This window comes from Pseudoalteromonas xiamenensis (genome assembly GCF_030994125.1).
Taxonomy (GTDB): Bacteria; Pseudomonadota; Gammaproteobacteria; order Enterobacterales; family Alteromonadaceae; genus Pseudoalteromonas; species Pseudoalteromonas xiamenensis_B.
Genome location: NZ_CP099918.1, coordinates 770,578 through 788,642, shown reverse-complemented (window position 1 = coordinate 788,642; position 18,065 = coordinate 770,578). Strand labels below are relative to the sequence as shown.

The following is an 18,065-nucleotide window of genomic DNA, read 5'->3' as shown; positions in this document are numbered from 1 at the left end:
TTACTCCTTAACGCTGAGTCCGAGTTGCTGTTTCGCGAGCTTCACGACTTCGTGGTCGATTTCAGGGGGCGCAACAACGATATCTTCACTCAGTGCGTTTACTATCGTTTCAAGAATTTTCACACGTGCATACCATTTATGTTCAGCCAAAATGATATGCCATGGAGCTGTTTCTGTATCTGTCTTACAAAACATATCGTTATAAGCATGAATGTAGTCGTCCCGCTTTTGACGATTTCGAACGTCTTCTGCTGTGAGTTTCCATCGCTTAAATGGATTATTAAGACGTTCTTCAAAACGTTTTAGCTGTTCATCTTCATTGATGTGGAGAAATAGCTTGATTACTTTTACGTCATCATCAATCAGTAAACGTTCAAATTCGTTTATTTCTTGATAAGCTCGTTGCCACTGTGCGTGTGTTGCAAAGCCTTCAACACGCTCGACTAACACTCTGCCATAATAAGAACGATCAAAAATCGCTAAGCACCCTTTACTAGGCAACTTATTAAAAAATCGGTAGAGGTAATGCTTGCCTTGTTCCTCTTCATGTGGAGCTGAAATCGGATATACAGCATAACCTCGAGGATCCAACTTTTCTGTAATGCGACGAATTGCACCACCTTTACCTGCTGCATCCCATCCTTCAAAAACTATCAACGCTCTTTTTTGTTGGTGATAATATGCTTGCTGCACGTGGAGCAGTTCATTTTGCCAATACTTAAGTGCTTGTCGGTAGACCTTTTTATCATCAAGCGCAGGGTGAGCTTCAGCCAACTCTTCGATGCAAATACTGTTGTTCCGTAAAATAATGGGACTAACCATTGTTACCTCCTACCTTGGTGAATTGCTGTTCTGGATTAAAGCCGCAATCTGAGCCTGATTCTTAAGCTTCCTTAGCCATTGTTCTCATTCTAGCTCTAGCGTAGGTGAATGTTTCTTAGATACATTTTCGACTTTAAGAACGGCACTTATCTTGACCAAGACGAGTCGTTAAAACAACACTTGTATCCAACTTAGATCAAAAATAAGTCAGTAATGTGACGGTTAATTGAACAGTGATAATAGCGTAAAGTTGTCTTGGATTAAAATAGTGATTTGTTTTCAGATGAGCAAAGAAAAAATGAAAAAAAGCGGCCTAAGCCGCTTTGGGATCACCTAAGGTGATAGCTAAACAAGAGTATCTTTCATTAACGAAAGGACTAACGAGCGTTAGTACTTTCGAAAATTTTATCCGCTGAAGCTGCAACAAAACCTGTATAAAGTTCACCGTCTGCTTTAGGGTAGCGAAGGGCGAATTCATAAAAGCAACTTGGGATTGCGAATTCGCCATCGCTGAATTTCACTGAGAACTCATCAGCAAGCGTTGAAGATTGCTCTAGCAGAACTTCTGGTGAGCCTTTGATTTCACCGCCCGAAGTATTCAATGCAAAACCACCATCTTTTAATGCTTGATTCACAGACTCGATGGTTTCAAACTTGTTCAAATAGTTAATGCTAACGGTAAAGTGATTAGCTCTGAAGCCCCACGCAGCCATCCACGCAGCATATTCGCTCTCAGTTAACAAGGTTTTGTATTCTTCATGGCTTACTTGCCAATGTGTTCCCGAGTACAAAAAGTTATCGTTTTCAACAACGGAAGGATCAATTTGGTCGATCATTCGATTGATAATACTTTGTAATTGTTCAGAACACTTTTCTAAAAGTAATTCTGAAATAAATACTTTTGGTTTAGTTGGATCTGAATGTTCGAAGTGTTTAGCGTACAATTTCTTTGCTTCGAAATGATACTCACCACACTCTTTGTAACCGACTGCTAAAAAGTGTGCAGCAAGCTTTTCTAAACCGATTTTCGAGTGGTTGAATGTACGCAAAGCGATGTGGTCATTTATTACGTCGTCTTGTTGTGTTGACCCCAAAAGCTCATGAACTTTAACCGCTGATGGTGTAACTGATAAGTAGTTATCCCAGAGGTTTGCAAAAAGTGTATCTACGTTGTTGTGCATAATGTTCTTCCTAATAGTTTGCAGTGTTTGCTGCAAGTTTGACTCGCGTTTAATTTCTGAGCACGACGCGAGACACTTATAATTCGAAAAACCTCACAGAGTCGCCATTTTTAAGCTCAAGCGCTTCAGCCACTTGTGGTGTTACAACCAGTTCTTGTTTCCTTTCGTCGAAGATAGCCTGTTTAGTGTAAGTCGCTCTAAAATCAGCGAGCTTTTGATTGCTTATGGCAAGAGTGACTTCACCACTGGCTTCACCAATACAGATTGGATATTCCTTCGATTCTTTGATGCTGCGAATGTTTTGCATGCGACACTCGACTGTTGGACCTGCGTCGAACAAATCAACATAACCACGGTGCTCAAAACCTTCTTTTTCAAGTAACTTAAGTGCCGGCATGGTCTTTTCGTGAACATGTCCAATGACCGACTGAGCCTCTTCACTGAGCAGATTCACATAAATAGGGTGTTTTGGCATAAGTTCAGCAATGAACACTTTATTGCCAAGCCCTACAAGGTGATCGGCAACAGGAAAATCTATGCTAAAGAAATGATCTTGCAACCATTCCCAGAATGGTGAATGACCATTCTCATCATTCACACCGCGCATCTCTGCAATGACGGTATCGGAGAATCGACTCTGATGATCCGCCATGAACAAAAAGCGAGAGCGAGATAAGAAACGACCTGCTAACCCTTTTCTAAAATCTGGACGTAAAAACAGGGTACAAATTTCCGTTGCACCAGTGTAGTCATTACACATGGTTAAAACTTCAACCGTGTTGTATACGTTGAGCGTTTTCGAGTGGTGAACCGATTTACTTTTGTAGTAATGATAGAGCGGCGTATCCATGCCAACAGCTGCTTCAATGGCCGTTGTTCCAAGTATGGTTTTTGTTTCGAAATCTTCCAAAACAAAGAGATAACCTTCGTCAGTAGGACAATCAACAGGCTTTTTGAAGCTGTCTTCAGAACGCGCAATTTTACTTTGTAGCTTTTCATCGTCGACAGGCAACGAGGTAAATCCTGGTCCGGATTCTTCCGCTATCGTGCGTAGAGCTGCGAAGTCAGTCGCTTTAATGGGTCTTAATACTTTCATAGTAGGCTCCAAACGGGGGTATATTACCCCTCGTTTAGGTCTTGTCGAAATTAGCCGTTAACCACGTCAGCAACCGCTTTTTCAAACGCCGCCAAACCAGCTTCAATGTCTTCATTTGGGATTACTAATGAAGGAGTGAAGCGCACTACATTTGCGCCTGCAACAAGCGTAAGCAATTTATGGTTCGCGCTTGCTACTAGGAAATCCCGCGCTCGGCCATCATAATCGTTGTTTAGTACAGCGCCGATTAGAAGACCTTCACCACGAATTTCAGAGAATACGTTGTATTTAGCATTGATTGCTTCTAAGCCTGCACGGAATAGCGCAGATTTAGCTTTCACACCTTCGAGTACTTCAGGCGTATTTACTGTATCAAACGCTGCTTCAGCTACTGCGCAAGCTAGCGGGTTACCACCATAAGTTGAACCGTGAGTGCCAACTTTTAAATAGCTAGCAATATCAGTCGTGGTGATCATCGCACCAATAGGGAAACCACCACCTAGCGCTTTTGCTGTTGAAAGAATATCAGGTGTAACACCTAGACCTTGATAAGCATAAAGATTACCAGTGCGACCTACGCCTGTTTGTACTTCATCAAAAATTAATAATGCATTGTGTTTATCACATAACTCACGCACTGTTTGAGCGAATTCAGCATTAGCTGGAATGATACCACCTTCACCTTGGATAGGTTCCATCATAACCGCACACGTGTTGTCGCTGATCAACGCTTTGAATGCTTCAATGTCATTGAAATCGCAATGAACGATATCTTGAGGTTTTGGACCGAAGCCATCTGAGTATGCAGCTTGTCCACCAACAGTGACGGTAAAGAAAGTACGGCCATGGAAACTTTTTGCAAAAGAGATAATTTGAGTTTTGTTTGCACCGAACTTTTCGATCGCGTAACGACGAGCAAGTTTAAGTGCTGCTTCGTTTGCTTCTGCGCCAGAGTTAGCGAAATAAACTTTTTCTGCAAATGTGGCATCTGTTAGTTTTTTAGCAAGACGTAAAGCAGGCTCGTTTGTCATCACGTTCGATAAATGCCAAATCTTTTCGCCTTGTTCTTTTAACGCGTTTACAAGTGCTGGGTGGCAGTGGCCTAAACAGTTAACGGCAATGCCACCGGCGAAGTCGATATACTCGTCGCCATTTTGGTCCCATATTCTTGAACCTTCACCCTTAACTGGAATTACCGCAGACGGGTTATAGTTTGGGGCCATTACTAGATCAAATAGCTCACGATTTACTTGCATGACGACTTCCTCATAATTTTGAACGGGCTGAGTGGCGATGTTTTTATAAGCTCAGCGTTAGTTTTTTCATTATTGAACCATTTTAATCAAAATTGCAGTGTTAAAATGATAAAAATGAGATAATATTTTTACAAAATGCATGACTTTGGTGACGATATGATAAGTGAGCAAGATGAGAAGCTGTTAAATTTGCTTCGTGCTGACGCAAGAATGAGCATAACGGACTTAGCAAAACTATTGTCCGTATCTAGGGCAACAGTTCAAAATCGAATCGCTAAGCTTGAGCAAAGTGGCGTAATAAAAGGTTATCGAGTTGAATTTGGTGGTGACTATGCGAACGCATTGGTTTCAGCCCATGTTTCCATAAAGGTAAAACAAAAGCTGACCACAAAGACGAATTTGGCACTTAAGCAAATGAGTAATATCTCTGCGCTCTATGCGATTAGTGGAGAGTACGATTTAATAGCGATTGTTTCTGCACAAAATTTAGAAAAACTAAGCCATTTACTCGATGAAATTGGCAATTTAGATGGGGTTGAACGAACCACTTCGTCTGTGATTTTAGAAACTAAATTTGAACGATAATTGGCAACGTCTTGCGCCTAAAGACAAGTTAGGTGCTATTCAGGTAACCAGACGCTCGTGCCTGTCAGCGCGACATTGTTAACGTTAGCCTTGAGCACTTTGTTGTTTACTCGGGTCGATGATTGAGGTTGACTCACAAGGTAGCCCTGCACGCAGCTTATGCCGAGTTGCTTGACCAGCTCGAATTGTTCAGTACGTTCAACACCTTCTGCAACAAGCTTTAGACCTAGGTCTTTTCCAAGCTCGCTGATTGATTGCAGTATTTTGAAATATTTGATGCTGTCATGGGCCGAAGATATGAACTGCTTGTCTATTTTTATGACATCAATGGGCAAATCAGCAAGGGTACTTAATGAACTAAAACCAGTACCAAAATCGTCAATGGCGATAATAATGCCAGCCGCACGGCATTGTTCCAACTCTTCAATGATGTGTGAACTCGCTTTTATCAGAGTGGTTTCAGTGATTTCAAGCATCAGTGAAGAGGCTGGCAACTTTGTTTTAGTTAAAATATCAGTAACCCAACTATATAGCTTTCTGTGGCGTAATTGGACACCTGAAACGTTTACCGACATTTTTACTTTTTTCATTCCAGCGTAGTACCAAGCGCTCATTTGGGCACATGCTTCGTACATGATCCAATCGCCTAGCTCCAAAATGATATTTGTTTCTTCAGCAATTGGAATAAACTCACTGGGCGTAATGTAACCCTCAACAGGATGATGCCATCTAACTAATGCTTCAAAATAGTCAATGGTGCAATCACCAACATGAACAATAGGTTGAAAGGTAAGAAAAAAGTTGTGAGACGCAAGTGCAAGGCGTAACTCTTCTACTAAATAATGATATCGGCGAAGCTTACTGCTCATCTCTGGCGAATAGATTTTGAAGATACCACGGCCATCTGTTTTTGCTCTGTACATCGCAACATCCGCCATTTGCAGCAATGACTGTGGTGTCGCAGCAGAATCAGGGTACGTTGCGATACCAACACTTGCACTGATTTTGATGATTTTATTGCCTATATCAAAGTCAGTTTCGATAGCAGTTAATACGTCTTGTGCAATTTGAACGCATTTGTCTTGATTGTCGAATTCGTCTATGAAAATAGAGAATTCATCACCGCCCAAACGAGATAGGCAATAGTCGATTTCATTTTCGTTGATTGTAACTAAGTCGCTAATCTCATGATGTCGAGTTATTTCGTTTAGCCGCTTGGCGACACTAATTAGCACTTCATCACCATAACTGTGGCCAAAAGAATCATTAACTTGTTTAAAGCCATCTAAATCGATAAACAGCAGCGCACACTTAGATTTAGAGCGCTCCGCAAGCATAAGTTTTCTACTTAGGTGCTTAAGGAAGGCGTGTCTATCAATTAATAGGGTAAGTTTGTCCTGATGATGAAGATAGGTTGACTGAAACTGTAACTGCGAAAAACGTTCTGTAGATTTTAGAAGAAGCTGTTCGAGGTCATCGCAATATTTATTTTCTATAGGGCCAGAAAGTGCTTGGTTTTTCGTAATGCCTTGCGACAAAAAAAAGTGATTGAGGGTTTCTGTTATCTTGTCTTCATGCTCAATAGTTTGTTCTTCGTGATTGAACAAGCGGTGAAGGTAAATACTGCCGGCTGTAAAAAATAGCGTTAATAATAAAAAAACGGGATCGAGCAATGTGGATATAATTGCGATATTTGCAGGAACAATGACGAGTTCACTCTCGTCTTTACTAACTACGAAATAGAGTGTTTGCTGATCGTTGATGTAGTGGACATTAAAAAACGAACGAGCTTCACTGAAGTGATTTTGCTGGAGTGATTGCATCGGTATATGGATTTGATGAGGCGCTGTTACACTTTCATTGGAGTTAGCTAATGTTGCAATTAAAACAGAATTGAAAATCAGCAGGACTGAGAAAAAAAGACCTGTTATTAGAATACTTCGTTTTAATGCCAACTTACTCAATTTAAACCCTTTCTAAGCAAAAAAATGGTGTGCTACTTTACCAAGTTATGTGCGAATCAACTTGTCTAGCAATACAAACATCAGGCTTGTTGAAGTATATAACCTTAAGCCTAATAGACCTAATAACATATTATTACAGACTATTTCTTTAATCATATGTTTCATGTTTCGAAATGGTGTTTGTACTTAGTTTTAGTTTCTATTGTTTATGGAAATGCAATGAATGGCTCGCCGTGCTGTGAGCAATGTGCCCGAAGGTAGTCTAATTGGCACCACGAATCCATCGCTTTGCAAAGTTCAAACAGATTAACCCAAATCGACGAGAAAAATTTGATCCTAGAACAAATTTCAAGTTGTATTTTTCCAGCAAATGGCTTTTTAAAACTTGGGTAAATAAACGAATCGTTACAATAAACCCAAGTAAACCAAACGTAACTCCTCAAAAAATATCGACATGTATGCAGAAAAATTTAGTTATTTTCACTTTACAGTAAAAATATGCTCGACTAGTTTAAATAAGCAATCTCTCATGTTGGTCTAACAATTGCTCTTGTTCAAAGGAAATGTGAAAAATGAAGAAATCGAGCAACTTGCCGTAAATCATGCACCAAACAGGTGCGCATTTTTTCATTCTTGCACTGTCATAATGCGTAAACAATTGTTTGTTTTACTCATTTATTAGCTCACAGATAACCGTTTTTGGGCTGTATACGGCTCTGTGATTAAGAACTATTTGTTTATTCTGGAGCTGGTTATGTTGACTAAACGTTTTTTCAAAACTAAAGAAGAAGCAGAAGTGACTTTCGAACACGTTTGCCCGTCCGCTGAAAAGGTTGAACTGGTCGCTGAATTCACAGGGTGGGAACCTATCGAAATGAAGTATTCCAAGAAGGACAACTTGTTTCGTTTGAAGCAACGTCTTCCAATTGATAAAGCATACTTGTTTAAATATCTCATTGATGGCGAAGTGTGGGATAACGACCATGCTGCCGACGACTATATTCCGAATGATTTTGGTACAGACAACAGTTTAGTTAACACAGCTCGATGATAAGGTTCCACCATGGATGTATTGGAACAAGCCATGTATCTACATGGTGTAGGTAGTGAGTTTACTAAGTATACAGGTGAACACGTTTATTTTTCTCATGACACACGTAAGCAGGCTTTGCGATGTTGTGATATTGACGTGTCTGACATAAACGCCCTCAGCGCACATAATTTTGAACATGATATAGCGAAATGGTTAAAGCCAGTGACTGGCGTTTCGCTTGTAAAAGAAAAGGACTATAGATTATCTGTTCGAGTTCCAGAATCGGATTTAGATATGTTGATTGGGCTTGAAATCCCGAGTCTTCAAATCAATCTACAGCAAAAGCTAACACCAGATGTGCTTGGTGACTATCGCTACAAGGATATTCGCTATGTGGAAGTTGGATTTCATCTGCCATCCATACCAATCGGTTATCACAATGCAAAATTGACTTTTAAAGGAGAGCAATTTCCCACTGAGCTTTGGATAGTGCCATCGGAAGCGTTTGGAACTGATGCCCGCGATAAACGAGTAGGACTTTCCATTCAACTGTATAGTTTGAACGAGAAAGGTAATCTAGGTATCGGGGATTTTGGAGACCTTAAGCTACTTATTCAACAAAGCCGAGGACTGCTTGACTACATCTTACTGAACCCTCTACATGAGCTTTTTGAAGAACAACCCGAACGAGCAAGTCCATACAGTCCAAATCACCGTTGTTTTTTAAATCCGCTCTACATCAATCTGGCAGAAGCCATTGCGCTCGCTACGATGGATGTGGGGATGCAATTGTCGCGAATAGTTGAAGAAGCTTCACAGACAATAAAACGTGCACCTTTTATCGATTACAGTGAGGTCTCAAGAATAAAGTATGAGGTGTTAGGACTACTTTATCGAGATTATCAAAAGTGGAGTGGTGAAAGTAAAGAACAAGTCTATAGTGAATTCTTGTCTTATGCAGTGGTTCCTGCTGCGGCAATAAATGAACGTGAATTGACACAAAACCATTTTTATCAGTGGCTTGCACATAAACAACTTTATGATTGCCAATCGATGTGTGAAAGCATTGGCATGGAGATTGGTTTAATTAATGATCTAGCCGTTGGATGTGCGGACGATGGCGATGAATTTCAAGAATATCGGCACTTGTTTGCAAACGGGGCAAATGTGGGTGCACCACCTGACCCCTGGGCAGAAGATGGACAGGACTGGGGGCTACCCGCGCTCGATACTAAACATCTAAGCTTGGATAACTATGCTTATTTTCGTCGCCTCATCAAAAGTAACATGAAAGGCGTAGGTGGTTTGCGAATTGACCATGTAATGGCAATCCGTCGTCTGTGGTGGTGTTTCACTCAGGAAGATGGACACCGAACGGGTTGCTACATGTATTACCCATTTGAACATCTACTTTCTATATTGCTGATTGAGTCTCAGCTAAATAACGTCATGCTAATAGGCGAGGATTTGGGGATTGTTCCTGAAGAAGTTCGAACTGCTCTTAAAGAGTCAGGGATCTTCTCAAACATTCTTTTCTATTTTGAAAAAGATCACGTTGGTCAATTTGTAAGCCCAACAACTTATCGAAAAGAAAGTTTGCTCATGATTGCAAATCATGACGTCCCTCCGTTTTATGGCTGGTGGCAGTCGAAAGACATTGAACTTCGCTTTGAATATGCACTTATAAACGACCAAAAGAAAGACGAGTTGTTACAAGAAAGGCAATTAGAAATTGTTAAGTTGTGCACATGGATCCATCAACACAGTGGTAATAAAGTCACGGGATTATGCTCACCTGAGTTAGTGTATGAAGTCCTTCTTAAAATTCTCGCTAAATCCGATTCACGCTTATTGACGGTCCAGTTGGATGATCTTGATGAAGCCACTGTTCCTGTAAATATGCCAGGCACGAATTTGGAGTTTCCGAATTGGCGAAGAAAATTAAACCACTCGGTCGAAGATATTTTTAATAAGAAGCTCGAGCTTCTAAAAGAAGTAAAAGAATTAAGGACATTGAATGGGTAACATCCGACTAAACAAAGAGGAAAGTGGTGAGTGGCAAGCTGAATTGAGCGCGCTTAATCATGCCAGTTTTCGAGACCCATTTTCGTTTTTGGGATTACACAAGCTCGATGCTAAAACTAATATAATCAGGGCATACTTACCAACCGCTATTGATGTTACGGTGTGTGTTGGTACTCAAAAATTTGTTACGCAGCGCGTGGCAAAGTCATCGCTTTTCTTTGTGATGGTAGACGCTTCCATTGACGCTAGGACGTATACTTTACAGGTAGACTATGAGGACGGAAAAGTAAGCCTTGAAGACCCTTACCGCTTTGGGACATCGCTTAACCATCACGATTTATACCTCTTCAATGAAGGTAACCTCGAAACGAGTTATAAGTTACTTGGCTCGCATCTTGTCGAGTTGGACTCGATATCGGGAGTTCGCTTTAGCGTCTGGGCGCCCAATGCCAAAGCCGTGTCGGTTATTGGTCATTTTAATGGCTGGAATGCCTGCGCTCATCCAATGCGATTTCACCCTGCTGCTGGGATTTGGGAGCTTTTTGTACCAAATATTAGTGCTAACGAGGCCTATAAATACAGTATTTTGGCAAGTGATCTAAATCGATTTGAACGAGCCGACCCATACGCATTCAAAATGGAGCAATCGCCAGGCACCGCCTCCATCGTCCAGCCGCTTGTCTCTATCTCCGACAAATCGGCGCAGTGGATAGAAAACCGGAAAAAGCAAAACGCAGTTGACGCACCCGTTTCAATTTATGAAGTGCACTTAGGCAGTTGGAAGAGAAGAATAGAAGAAGGAAATCGATATCTCACCTATCGTGAACTTGCTGATGATTTAGTCGGCTATGTTAACGAGCTTGGTTTTACACATATTCAGTTAATGCCGGTTAGTGAATACCCCTTTGATGGTTCATGGGGGTACCAGCCAGTCGGTTTATTTGCGCCAACGAGCCGTTTTGGAAGTGTTGAGGATTTTGCCTATTTTGTAGAGCGTTGTCACGAAGCTGAATTGGGTCTAATCGTGGATTGGGTTCCTGGACATTTCCCGTCAGATGAAAATGGTCTGCATCTATTTGATGGCACTCATTTGTACGAGCATGCGGACGCGAGACAAGGTTTTCACCCAGATTGGAACACCTATATCTATAACTACGACAGGCCTGAGGTTCAGTCTTATTTACTTGGCAATGCGCAATATTGGCTAAGAGAGTTCAAGATAGATGGACTGCGTGTTGATGCCGTTGCGTCGATGTTATATCTCGATTATTCGCGTAAAGAGGGTGAGTGGATCCCAAATTGTTTTGGAGGGCGCGAAAACCTCGGTGCAATCGCATGCTTAAAAAAGTCAATGCGAGAAGCTATGCTAACTGTCCGCAAGTCATGATGGTAGCGGAGGAATCTACGGCGTGGCCTGGCGTGACGGCTCCGACCGATTACAATGGTCTCGGGTTTGGTTATAAGTGGAATATGGGTTGGATGAATGACTCGTTGTCTTACATTAAACGTGACCCAATTCATAGAAAATATCATCATCACGAAATCACCTTTTCAATGGCCTATGCCTACAGCGAAAATTACATTTTGCCCTTAAGCCACGATGAAGTAGTACATGGAAAGGGGTCGTTGTTGTCAAAAATGCCCGGCGATGATTGGCAACAATTCGCAAATCTTAGAGCTTACCTAGCGTTTATGTTTGCGCATCCAGGCAAAAAGCTTTTGTTTATGGGGGCAGAACTTGCTCAACGAGAAGAATGGAACCACAACGGACAACTTAATTGGCCACTGTTAGATTCTGAACCCCATAGAGCTGTGTTCGAACTCGTTAAAAAACTGAATCAGCACTATCGTACGATCCCTGCTTTACATGAAAACGATACAAAGCCAGTCGGATTTAAATGGATTGATTGCCATAATGCAGAGCAAAGTATGCTCAGTTTTATCCGATTCGGAAAGCAGGCAAACGAAGTTGTGGTGGTTATCGCCAATTTTACACCAACAGTTCATCACACTTATAGAATTGGTGTTCCTTCATCTGGGGTGTATCAAACAATACTGAATACGGATGACAAACAGCTCTATGGTTCAGGGGTTCTTGCAGTGTCACATGCTCAGCAGCTGGTCGAATCAAAGCCTGTTGCCAGTCATGGGTTTGAACATAGTATTGAGCTGAGTATTGGACCTCTTACTACACTCTATTTGAGAAAGGTGGCAGGGTAGCATCATGATCAAGTCCGTAAGGGGAGTACCTAAGCCACTCGGACCTTCACCTTGGCAAGATGGGGTGAATTTTGCGGTGTATGCGCCACGCGCATCCAGTGTATTGCTGTGCTTGTTTGACCAAAGTGGACATAGCGAAGTTGCTCGCATTGCGTGTGTTAAGCATGAAGGAGGCTTCTGGAGTATTCGCGTCAGTCCCCTTAACGAAGGAGCATTATACGGCTTCCGTGTTGACGGACCGTATGAACCCGAACAAGGCTTATTTTTTAATGTAAACAAACTGCTTTTGGACCCCTATGCGACGGACTTTCATGGTGAATTTACGTGGAGTGAACGTCATTTTTGCCATATGCCTCTTGGAACACTTAACACCTCTGACAACGCCATTGATATGCCTAAAAGTAAGGTACGTTGGCTAAGTAAATACGAGGGTGAACGACCTAATCACCCTTGGGCCAAAACACTGATTTATGAAACCCATGTTAAAGGTGCAACGAATCGAAATCTTGCAATTCCAGAAGGTACAAGAGGAAAGTATCTCGCTCTGTGTGACGAAGCCTTCATGGATCACATCAAGCAATTGGGTGTAACGGCTATTGAATTGCTTCCTTGCCATGCGTTTATTAGCGAACAATTTTTGACTATGAAAGGGCTCCAAAACTATTGGGGCTACAACACACTCTCTTTTTTCATTCCACACAAAGCGTATTTAGTAGGTCAAGATATTGCTGAGTTTCAGCAAATGGTTCGAAAACTACATCAAAATAACATTGAGGTCATTGTGGATGTTGTTTTTAACCATACTGCGGAAGCTGGCATTGATGGACCTATGCTGTCTTTTAAAGGATTTGATAATGCCGTTTATTACCGCACTGTTGAAGGAAAGCCAGACGCCTACATAAATGATACTGGATGTGGAAATACCATCAACATAGACCATCCAGCTACGCTACGTTTAGTCATGGACAGTCTGCGATATTGGGTTGAAGTAATGGGGGTAGATGGCTTTCGCTTTGACTTAGCAACCATTCTTGGTCGTAATTTAGGCGGATTCAATCCACATCACGCGTTTTTGCAAGCAATTGCACAAGACCCGATTTTACAAAAATCGAAACTCATTGCTGAGCCATGGGATGTAGGACCAGGAGGTTATCAACTAGGCGGGTTCACCGCGCCATGGCGCGAATGGAACGATAAATTTAGAGATACCGTCCGTCGTTTTTGGCGAGGTGATAACGGTATTTTGCCTGAACTTGCGAAACGTATTCATGGTTCAAACGACGTGTTTGAACACAATCTTCGTGGTCCGTTAAATAGTATTAATTTCATCACAAGCCATGACGGTTTTACGCTCGCGGATTGGGTGAGTTATGAACAAAAGCACAACGAAGCCAATGGAGAGCAGAACCGGGATGGGCACAGTGAAAACTTCTCCTTCAATTGCGGCGTCGAAGGTTTTTCAAGTGATCCTAGCATCAATGCGCTTCGTCTAAAAATGCAAAAAAATGCGTTGTTGACACTCTTAATTTCAAAAGGCGTACCCATGATAAGCGCTGGGAGCGAATTTGGGCATTCGCAAGGCGGTAACAATAACGCCTATTGTCAGGACAATATTTCTAGTTGGCTAGCTTGGAAAACGGCTCAAAAGGGCCATGCACTGAGCTTCTTCATTCACGATGTGCTCAAGATCCGCAGGCAGTTTTCACTCTTTTCTAATCCATTTTTTGTTCATCCAAACCATCCCCGTTTTGGCGTTAATTGGTATACAGAAAGTGGAGAACTGATGAATCAAGAAAACTGGCATGAATCCAATCGTAAGTGGTTGATATGTGCGCTTCTAGATAAAAAACTTAATCAAGCGGTGTTGATTGTTTTGAACGCAGGGGACAGTTTGCTGAATCTTACGCTTCCTTCCTGTCCTGTCGATGCAACATGGCAATTTGCCATCTCAACCAGCAATTCAAATATCACAGTACCAACACAAGCGAATTTACAAATCGAAGCGAAGAGTAGTTGGCTCTTCACGGCAAAGAATGAGGAACTGAAATGAGCAAAAAGTCGAATGCCCCAACAACCCCTCAAGTTAATCAAGACGTTTGTATCGTAAAACATTGGCTCGATGCACCTAAAATAGACGAAAACACCTTAGTTGATGATTTAACACGCCATTTCTATTACACATTAGGTCGAGATAAAGTTGGTGAATCGCACCTGTATTTATACAACGCGTTAGCATTAACGATTCGAGATAGGCTTGTTGCTCGATGCCGCGCGACTAGGCAGCATTTAAGGAGTAAAAAAACGCGAAAAGCGGCGTATCTTTCGCTTGAGTTCTTGATGGGACGAGCTCTAGGAAATGCACTCCTTAATCTTGATCTAACGGATTCCTCTCGAAATGCGTTGCAACAATACTGCACTTCGCTTGAGCAAGTGCAAGAAGCCGAACATGATGCTGGCTTGGGCAACGGAGGCTTAGGGCGTCTAGCTGCGTGTTTTTTAGATAGTTGTGCGACACTTGGCTTGCCGGTACTTGGCTATGGTATTCGCTATGAATACGGTATGTTCAATCAAATCATTGACCACGGAAATCAAGTTGAGCAACCAGATAATTGGTTGCGAGAGGGCCATCCGTGGGAGCTCAGTGCACCGGAACAAGCTGTGCGGGTAAAGTTTTTCGGATACGTTGAAACGCATAAAGATAAAGATGGACGCGAACATCGAGTTTGGACAAACACTCAAGATGTCCTAGCTGTACCATATGATGTGCCGATCCCAGGGTACCGTAACGAGGTCGTCAATACGTTACGACTTTGGAAATCAGAAGCGACCGATGAGTTTGACCTTTCAGAGTTTAACGCAGGGAGTTATTCCGAAGCCGTTGCCAAGAAAAATCTTGCAGAGCAAATTACAATGGTTCTATATCCGAATGATAGTAGCGAAAACGGTAAAGAACTGAGACTGCGCCAACAATACTTTCTATCAAGCGCCAGTCTGCAAGATATATTATTAACGTGGGTAAACCAAAACGGGCATAATTTTAAAGACTTCGCTGAACATCACGTTTTCCAATTAAATGACACGCATCCGAGCATTGCCGTCGCAGAATTAATGCGACTTCTGATTGACGAATATGAACTCGAATGGGACGAAGCTTGGGCCATCACAACAAAGACGATGGCCTATACAAATCATACATTGTTACCGGAAGCGCTAGAACGGTGGTCAGTACCACTGTTTGAAAAACTTTTGCCACGACTACTCGAAATAATATACGAAATTAACGCACGGTTTTTAAGTTTGGTGGCGCGACAATGGCCTGGTGACGTCGATATGCAGCGTACGCTTTCAATTATCGAAGAAGGGCCAGTGCAACACATTCGTATGGCTTATCTAGCCATTGTAGGTTCGTTTTCTGTGAATGGTGTTGCGGCGCTCCACACCGACTTGCTCGAACGTGGTTTGTTTAAAGACTTCTACGCGCTATGGCCTGAAAAGTTTAATAACAAAACGAACGGCGTTACACCTAGACGTTGGCTTGCGCAGTGTAATCCTGCTCTGAGTGAATTGATCTCTGAGTATATTGGTCCTAATTGGGTCAGACATTTTGATCAAATTAGTCAACTACGCCGTTATTTTGATGATGAGGTATTTCAAGAAAAATGGCGCAGCGTTAAGCAAGATAACAAAGCGAGACTAGCTGGTTTTGTGCGAGCGAAAACGGGGGTGGAGTTTGATGAAACCATGATGTTTGACGTGCAGGTTAAACGCATCCACGAGTATAAACGTCAACTATTGAATATTCTACACGTTATCCACTTATACGACAGAATTGTGCGTGGAGACATCAAAGATTTCGTTCCTCGTTGTGTGTTATTGGGTGGCAAAGCCGCACCTGGCTATTACATGGCGAAGAAAATAATAAAACTAATCAATAGTGTCGCAGATGTTGTGAATAGCGACGAACGAACAAACGGACTGCTTCGTGTCGCGTTTCTTCCGAATTACAACGTGTCCGCAATGGAACTCATATGTCCTGCCACGGATCTTTCTGAACAAATTTCAACAGCAGGAAAAGAAGCGTCTGGCACGGGCAACATGAAGTTTATGATGAATGGTGCAATTACGATTGGAACGCTAGATGGCGCGAATATCGAAATTCGAGATGCCGTTGGTTCTGAAAACTTCTTTTTGTTTGGAGCTCAATCAGAGCAAGTTACAGCAATTCGAGCCGCCTACAACCCAAATCAACTAATTGCACAAGATGGCAACCTTAGTCGAGTCATGGCATTGCTTGAAAGCGGCCACTTCAACTTGTTCGAACAGGGTCTTTTTGACGACATTATTAATGCAATACGAAGCCCGAACGATCCTTGGATAGTTGCGTATGATTTTGCCTCTTATGTTGAACAACAACAGCAAGCGGCACTTACTTATTTAGATAAAAACGTTTGGACTCGAATGAGCATTTTAAATACGGCTGCGAGTGGCGAGTTTTCAAGTGATAGAACAATACAACAATACAGTGATGAGATTTGGCGGTTGTCACCCATGTAGTGAAAGCGCAAAGCAGGATAATGGAGAAAATATATGCCTAATTATGCAAACCGATATATCAGTAATTTAACGAGGGAAACTTATGCGCTTATTTTGGCTGGAGGCCGAGGTTCTAGACTCCATGAGTTAACGGATTGGCGTGCGAAACCAGCTGTCTATTTCGGTGGTAAACATCGTATTATCGATTTTCCACTGTCTAATTGTATTAATTCTGGGATCCGTCGTGTCGGTATTGCGACACAGTACAAATCCCATAGTTTAATCCGTCACGTCAATAGAGCGTGGGGCCATTTTAAGAAGGAACTTGGCGAATCTGTCGAGATTTTGCCAGCATCACAACGCTATGGTGACGAGTGGTACTGTGGTACGGCTGATGCGGTATTCCAAAATATGGATATCATTCGTCACGAATTACCTAAATTTGTCATGATTTTGTCTGGCGATCACGTCTATCGAATGGATTACGGTGCGTTATTAGCAAAACACGTAGAGACTGGTGCCGATATGACCGTGTGTTGTATTGAAGTACCGTGCGAAGAAGCTGCTGGCACATTTGGCGTAATGACTGTTGACGAAGATAAACGCGTGCGTCGATTTGATGAGAAACCAAAAGAGCCAACCGCTATCCCGGGTAAACCAGGTGTTTGTTTAGCGTCAATGGGGAATTATGTGTTTAACACGGAGTTTTTGTTTGAGCAGCTTCGTAAAGACGCCCAAAAAGAAGGTTCAGGTCGTGATTTCGGACACGATATTATTCCTGCTATCATAGAAGAACATCACGTTTACGCTTTCCCTTTCCGAGATCCTCGACATGAGGGGCAACCTTATTGGCGTGACGTAGGAACATTAGATTCATTTTGGGAAGCCAACATGGAGCTCGTGATGCCTGAACCGCAACTCGATTTGTACGATCCAACGTGGCCTATTTGGACATACCAAGAACAGCTTCCTCCAGCTAAGTTTATCTTCGACGACGATGATAGACGTGGGATGGCAGTGGACTCAACGGTATCAGGTGGTTGTATTATTTCTGGTTCGGTGGTGCGTAAATCGTTACTGTTTTCAAATGTTCATGTCCACTCTTACTGTGAAATCGAAAAATCAGTCGTTTTACCAGGTGTGGTGATCGGTCGCCATTGTAAAATTAGAAATGCCATTATCGATAGAAGTTGCCACATTCCCGAAGGCATGCGAATTGGCTATGATGAGCAAGAAGATTTGCACAATGGTTTCAGAGTGAGTAAAAAGGGTATTGTACTAGTCACTCGAGATATGATGACAGCCCTTAAACAAAAATCGAAAGATAACAAGGCATTAAAAAGTGCGTAG

At 42.2% G+C, this 18,065-nt stretch carries 11 protein-coding genes and 1 pseudogene; 7 read left to right on the top strand and 5 right to left on the bottom strand.

Going from position 1 to position 18,065, the window contains the following annotated elements:
• The 4 genes from NI389_RS20485 to NI389_RS20470 form a co-directional block, all read right to left on the bottom strand.
• Window positions 1–822 (bottom strand): polyphosphate kinase 2 family protein, encoded by an 822-nt coding sequence (locus tag NI389_RS20485; protein ID WP_308363370.1) that lies wholly within the window; start codon window positions 820–822, stop codon window positions 1–3.
• 377 nt (window positions 823–1,199) lie between these two features.
• On the bottom strand, window positions 1,200–2,003 hold the full coding sequence (locus NI389_RS20480; protein ID WP_308363369.1) for a DUF1338 domain-containing protein: 804 nt from the start codon (window positions 2,001–2,003) through the stop codon (window positions 1,200–1,202).
• Between the two features lie 76 nt (window positions 2,004–2,079).
• Window positions 2,080–3,099 (bottom strand): arginine N-succinyltransferase, encoded by a 1,020-nt coding sequence (gene astA, locus NI389_RS20475; RefSeq protein WP_308363368.1) that lies wholly within the window; start codon window positions 3,097–3,099, stop codon window positions 2,080–2,082.
• A gap of 50 nt (window positions 3,100–3,149) precedes the next feature.
• Complete coding sequence (locus NI389_RS20470; RefSeq protein WP_308363367.1) at window positions 3,150–4,355, bottom strand: aspartate aminotransferase family protein; 1,206 nt, start codon at window positions 4,353–4,355, stop codon at window positions 3,150–3,152.
• A 156-nt stretch (window positions 4,356–4,511) separates the two neighbouring features.
• On the opposite strand from NI389_RS20470, the gene NI389_RS20465 reads away from it, so the two are divergent.
• Window positions 4,512–4,940, top strand: a complete 429-nt coding sequence (locus tag NI389_RS20465) for an Lrp/AsnC family transcriptional regulator (protein ID WP_208844726.1) — start codon at window positions 4,512–4,514, stop codon at window positions 4,938–4,940.
• 35 nt (window positions 4,941–4,975) lie between these two features.
• On the opposite strand, the gene NI389_RS20460 is transcribed toward NI389_RS20465, so the two are convergent.
• A complete protein-coding gene (locus NI389_RS20460; protein WP_372588649.1) occupies window positions 4,976–6,763 on the bottom strand; it encodes a putative bifunctional diguanylate cyclase/phosphodiesterase in 1,788 nt (595 codons plus the stop codon).
• An 895-nt stretch (window positions 6,764–7,658) separates the two neighbouring features.
• Here NI389_RS20460 and NI389_RS20455 point away from each other — a divergent pair.
• From NI389_RS20455 to glgC, 6 genes and pseudogenes are all read left to right on the top strand, one after another.
• Window positions 7,659–7,955, top strand: coding sequence for an isoamylase early set domain-containing protein (locus tag NI389_RS20455; protein WP_308363365.1), 297 nt, complete (start codon window positions 7,659–7,661; stop codon window positions 7,953–7,955).
• 12 nt (window positions 7,956–7,967) lie between these two features.
• Window positions 7,968–9,962 (top strand): 4-alpha-glucanotransferase, encoded by a 1,995-nt coding sequence (gene malQ, locus NI389_RS20450; protein ID WP_308363364.1) that lies wholly within the window; start codon window positions 7,968–7,970, stop codon window positions 9,960–9,962.
• Window positions 9,955–12,182: pseudogene (gene glgB, locus NI389_RS20445) on the top strand (1,4-alpha-glucan branching protein GlgB). The gene malQ and the pseudogene glgB overlap by 8 nt, the downstream one beginning before the upstream one ends.
• Window positions 12,183–12,186: 4 nt before the next feature.
• Window positions 12,187–14,232, top strand: coding sequence for a glycogen debranching protein GlgX (gene glgX, locus NI389_RS20440; protein WP_308363362.1), 2,046 nt, complete (start codon window positions 12,187–12,189; stop codon window positions 14,230–14,232).
• A complete protein-coding gene (locus NI389_RS20435) occupies window positions 14,229–16,736 on the top strand; it encodes a glycogen/starch/alpha-glucan phosphorylase (RefSeq protein WP_308363361.1) in 2,508 nt (835 codons plus the stop codon). Before glgX ends, NI389_RS20435 begins: the two co-directional genes overlap by 4 nt.
• A 33-nt stretch (window positions 16,737–16,769) precedes the next feature.
• Window positions 16,770–18,065 carry a glucose-1-phosphate adenylyltransferase gene (gene glgC / locus NI389_RS20430; RefSeq protein ID WP_208844731.1) on the top strand — a complete coding sequence of 432 codons (1,296 nt, stop codon included), beginning with the start codon at window positions 16,770–16,772 and terminating at the stop codon, window positions 18,063–18,065.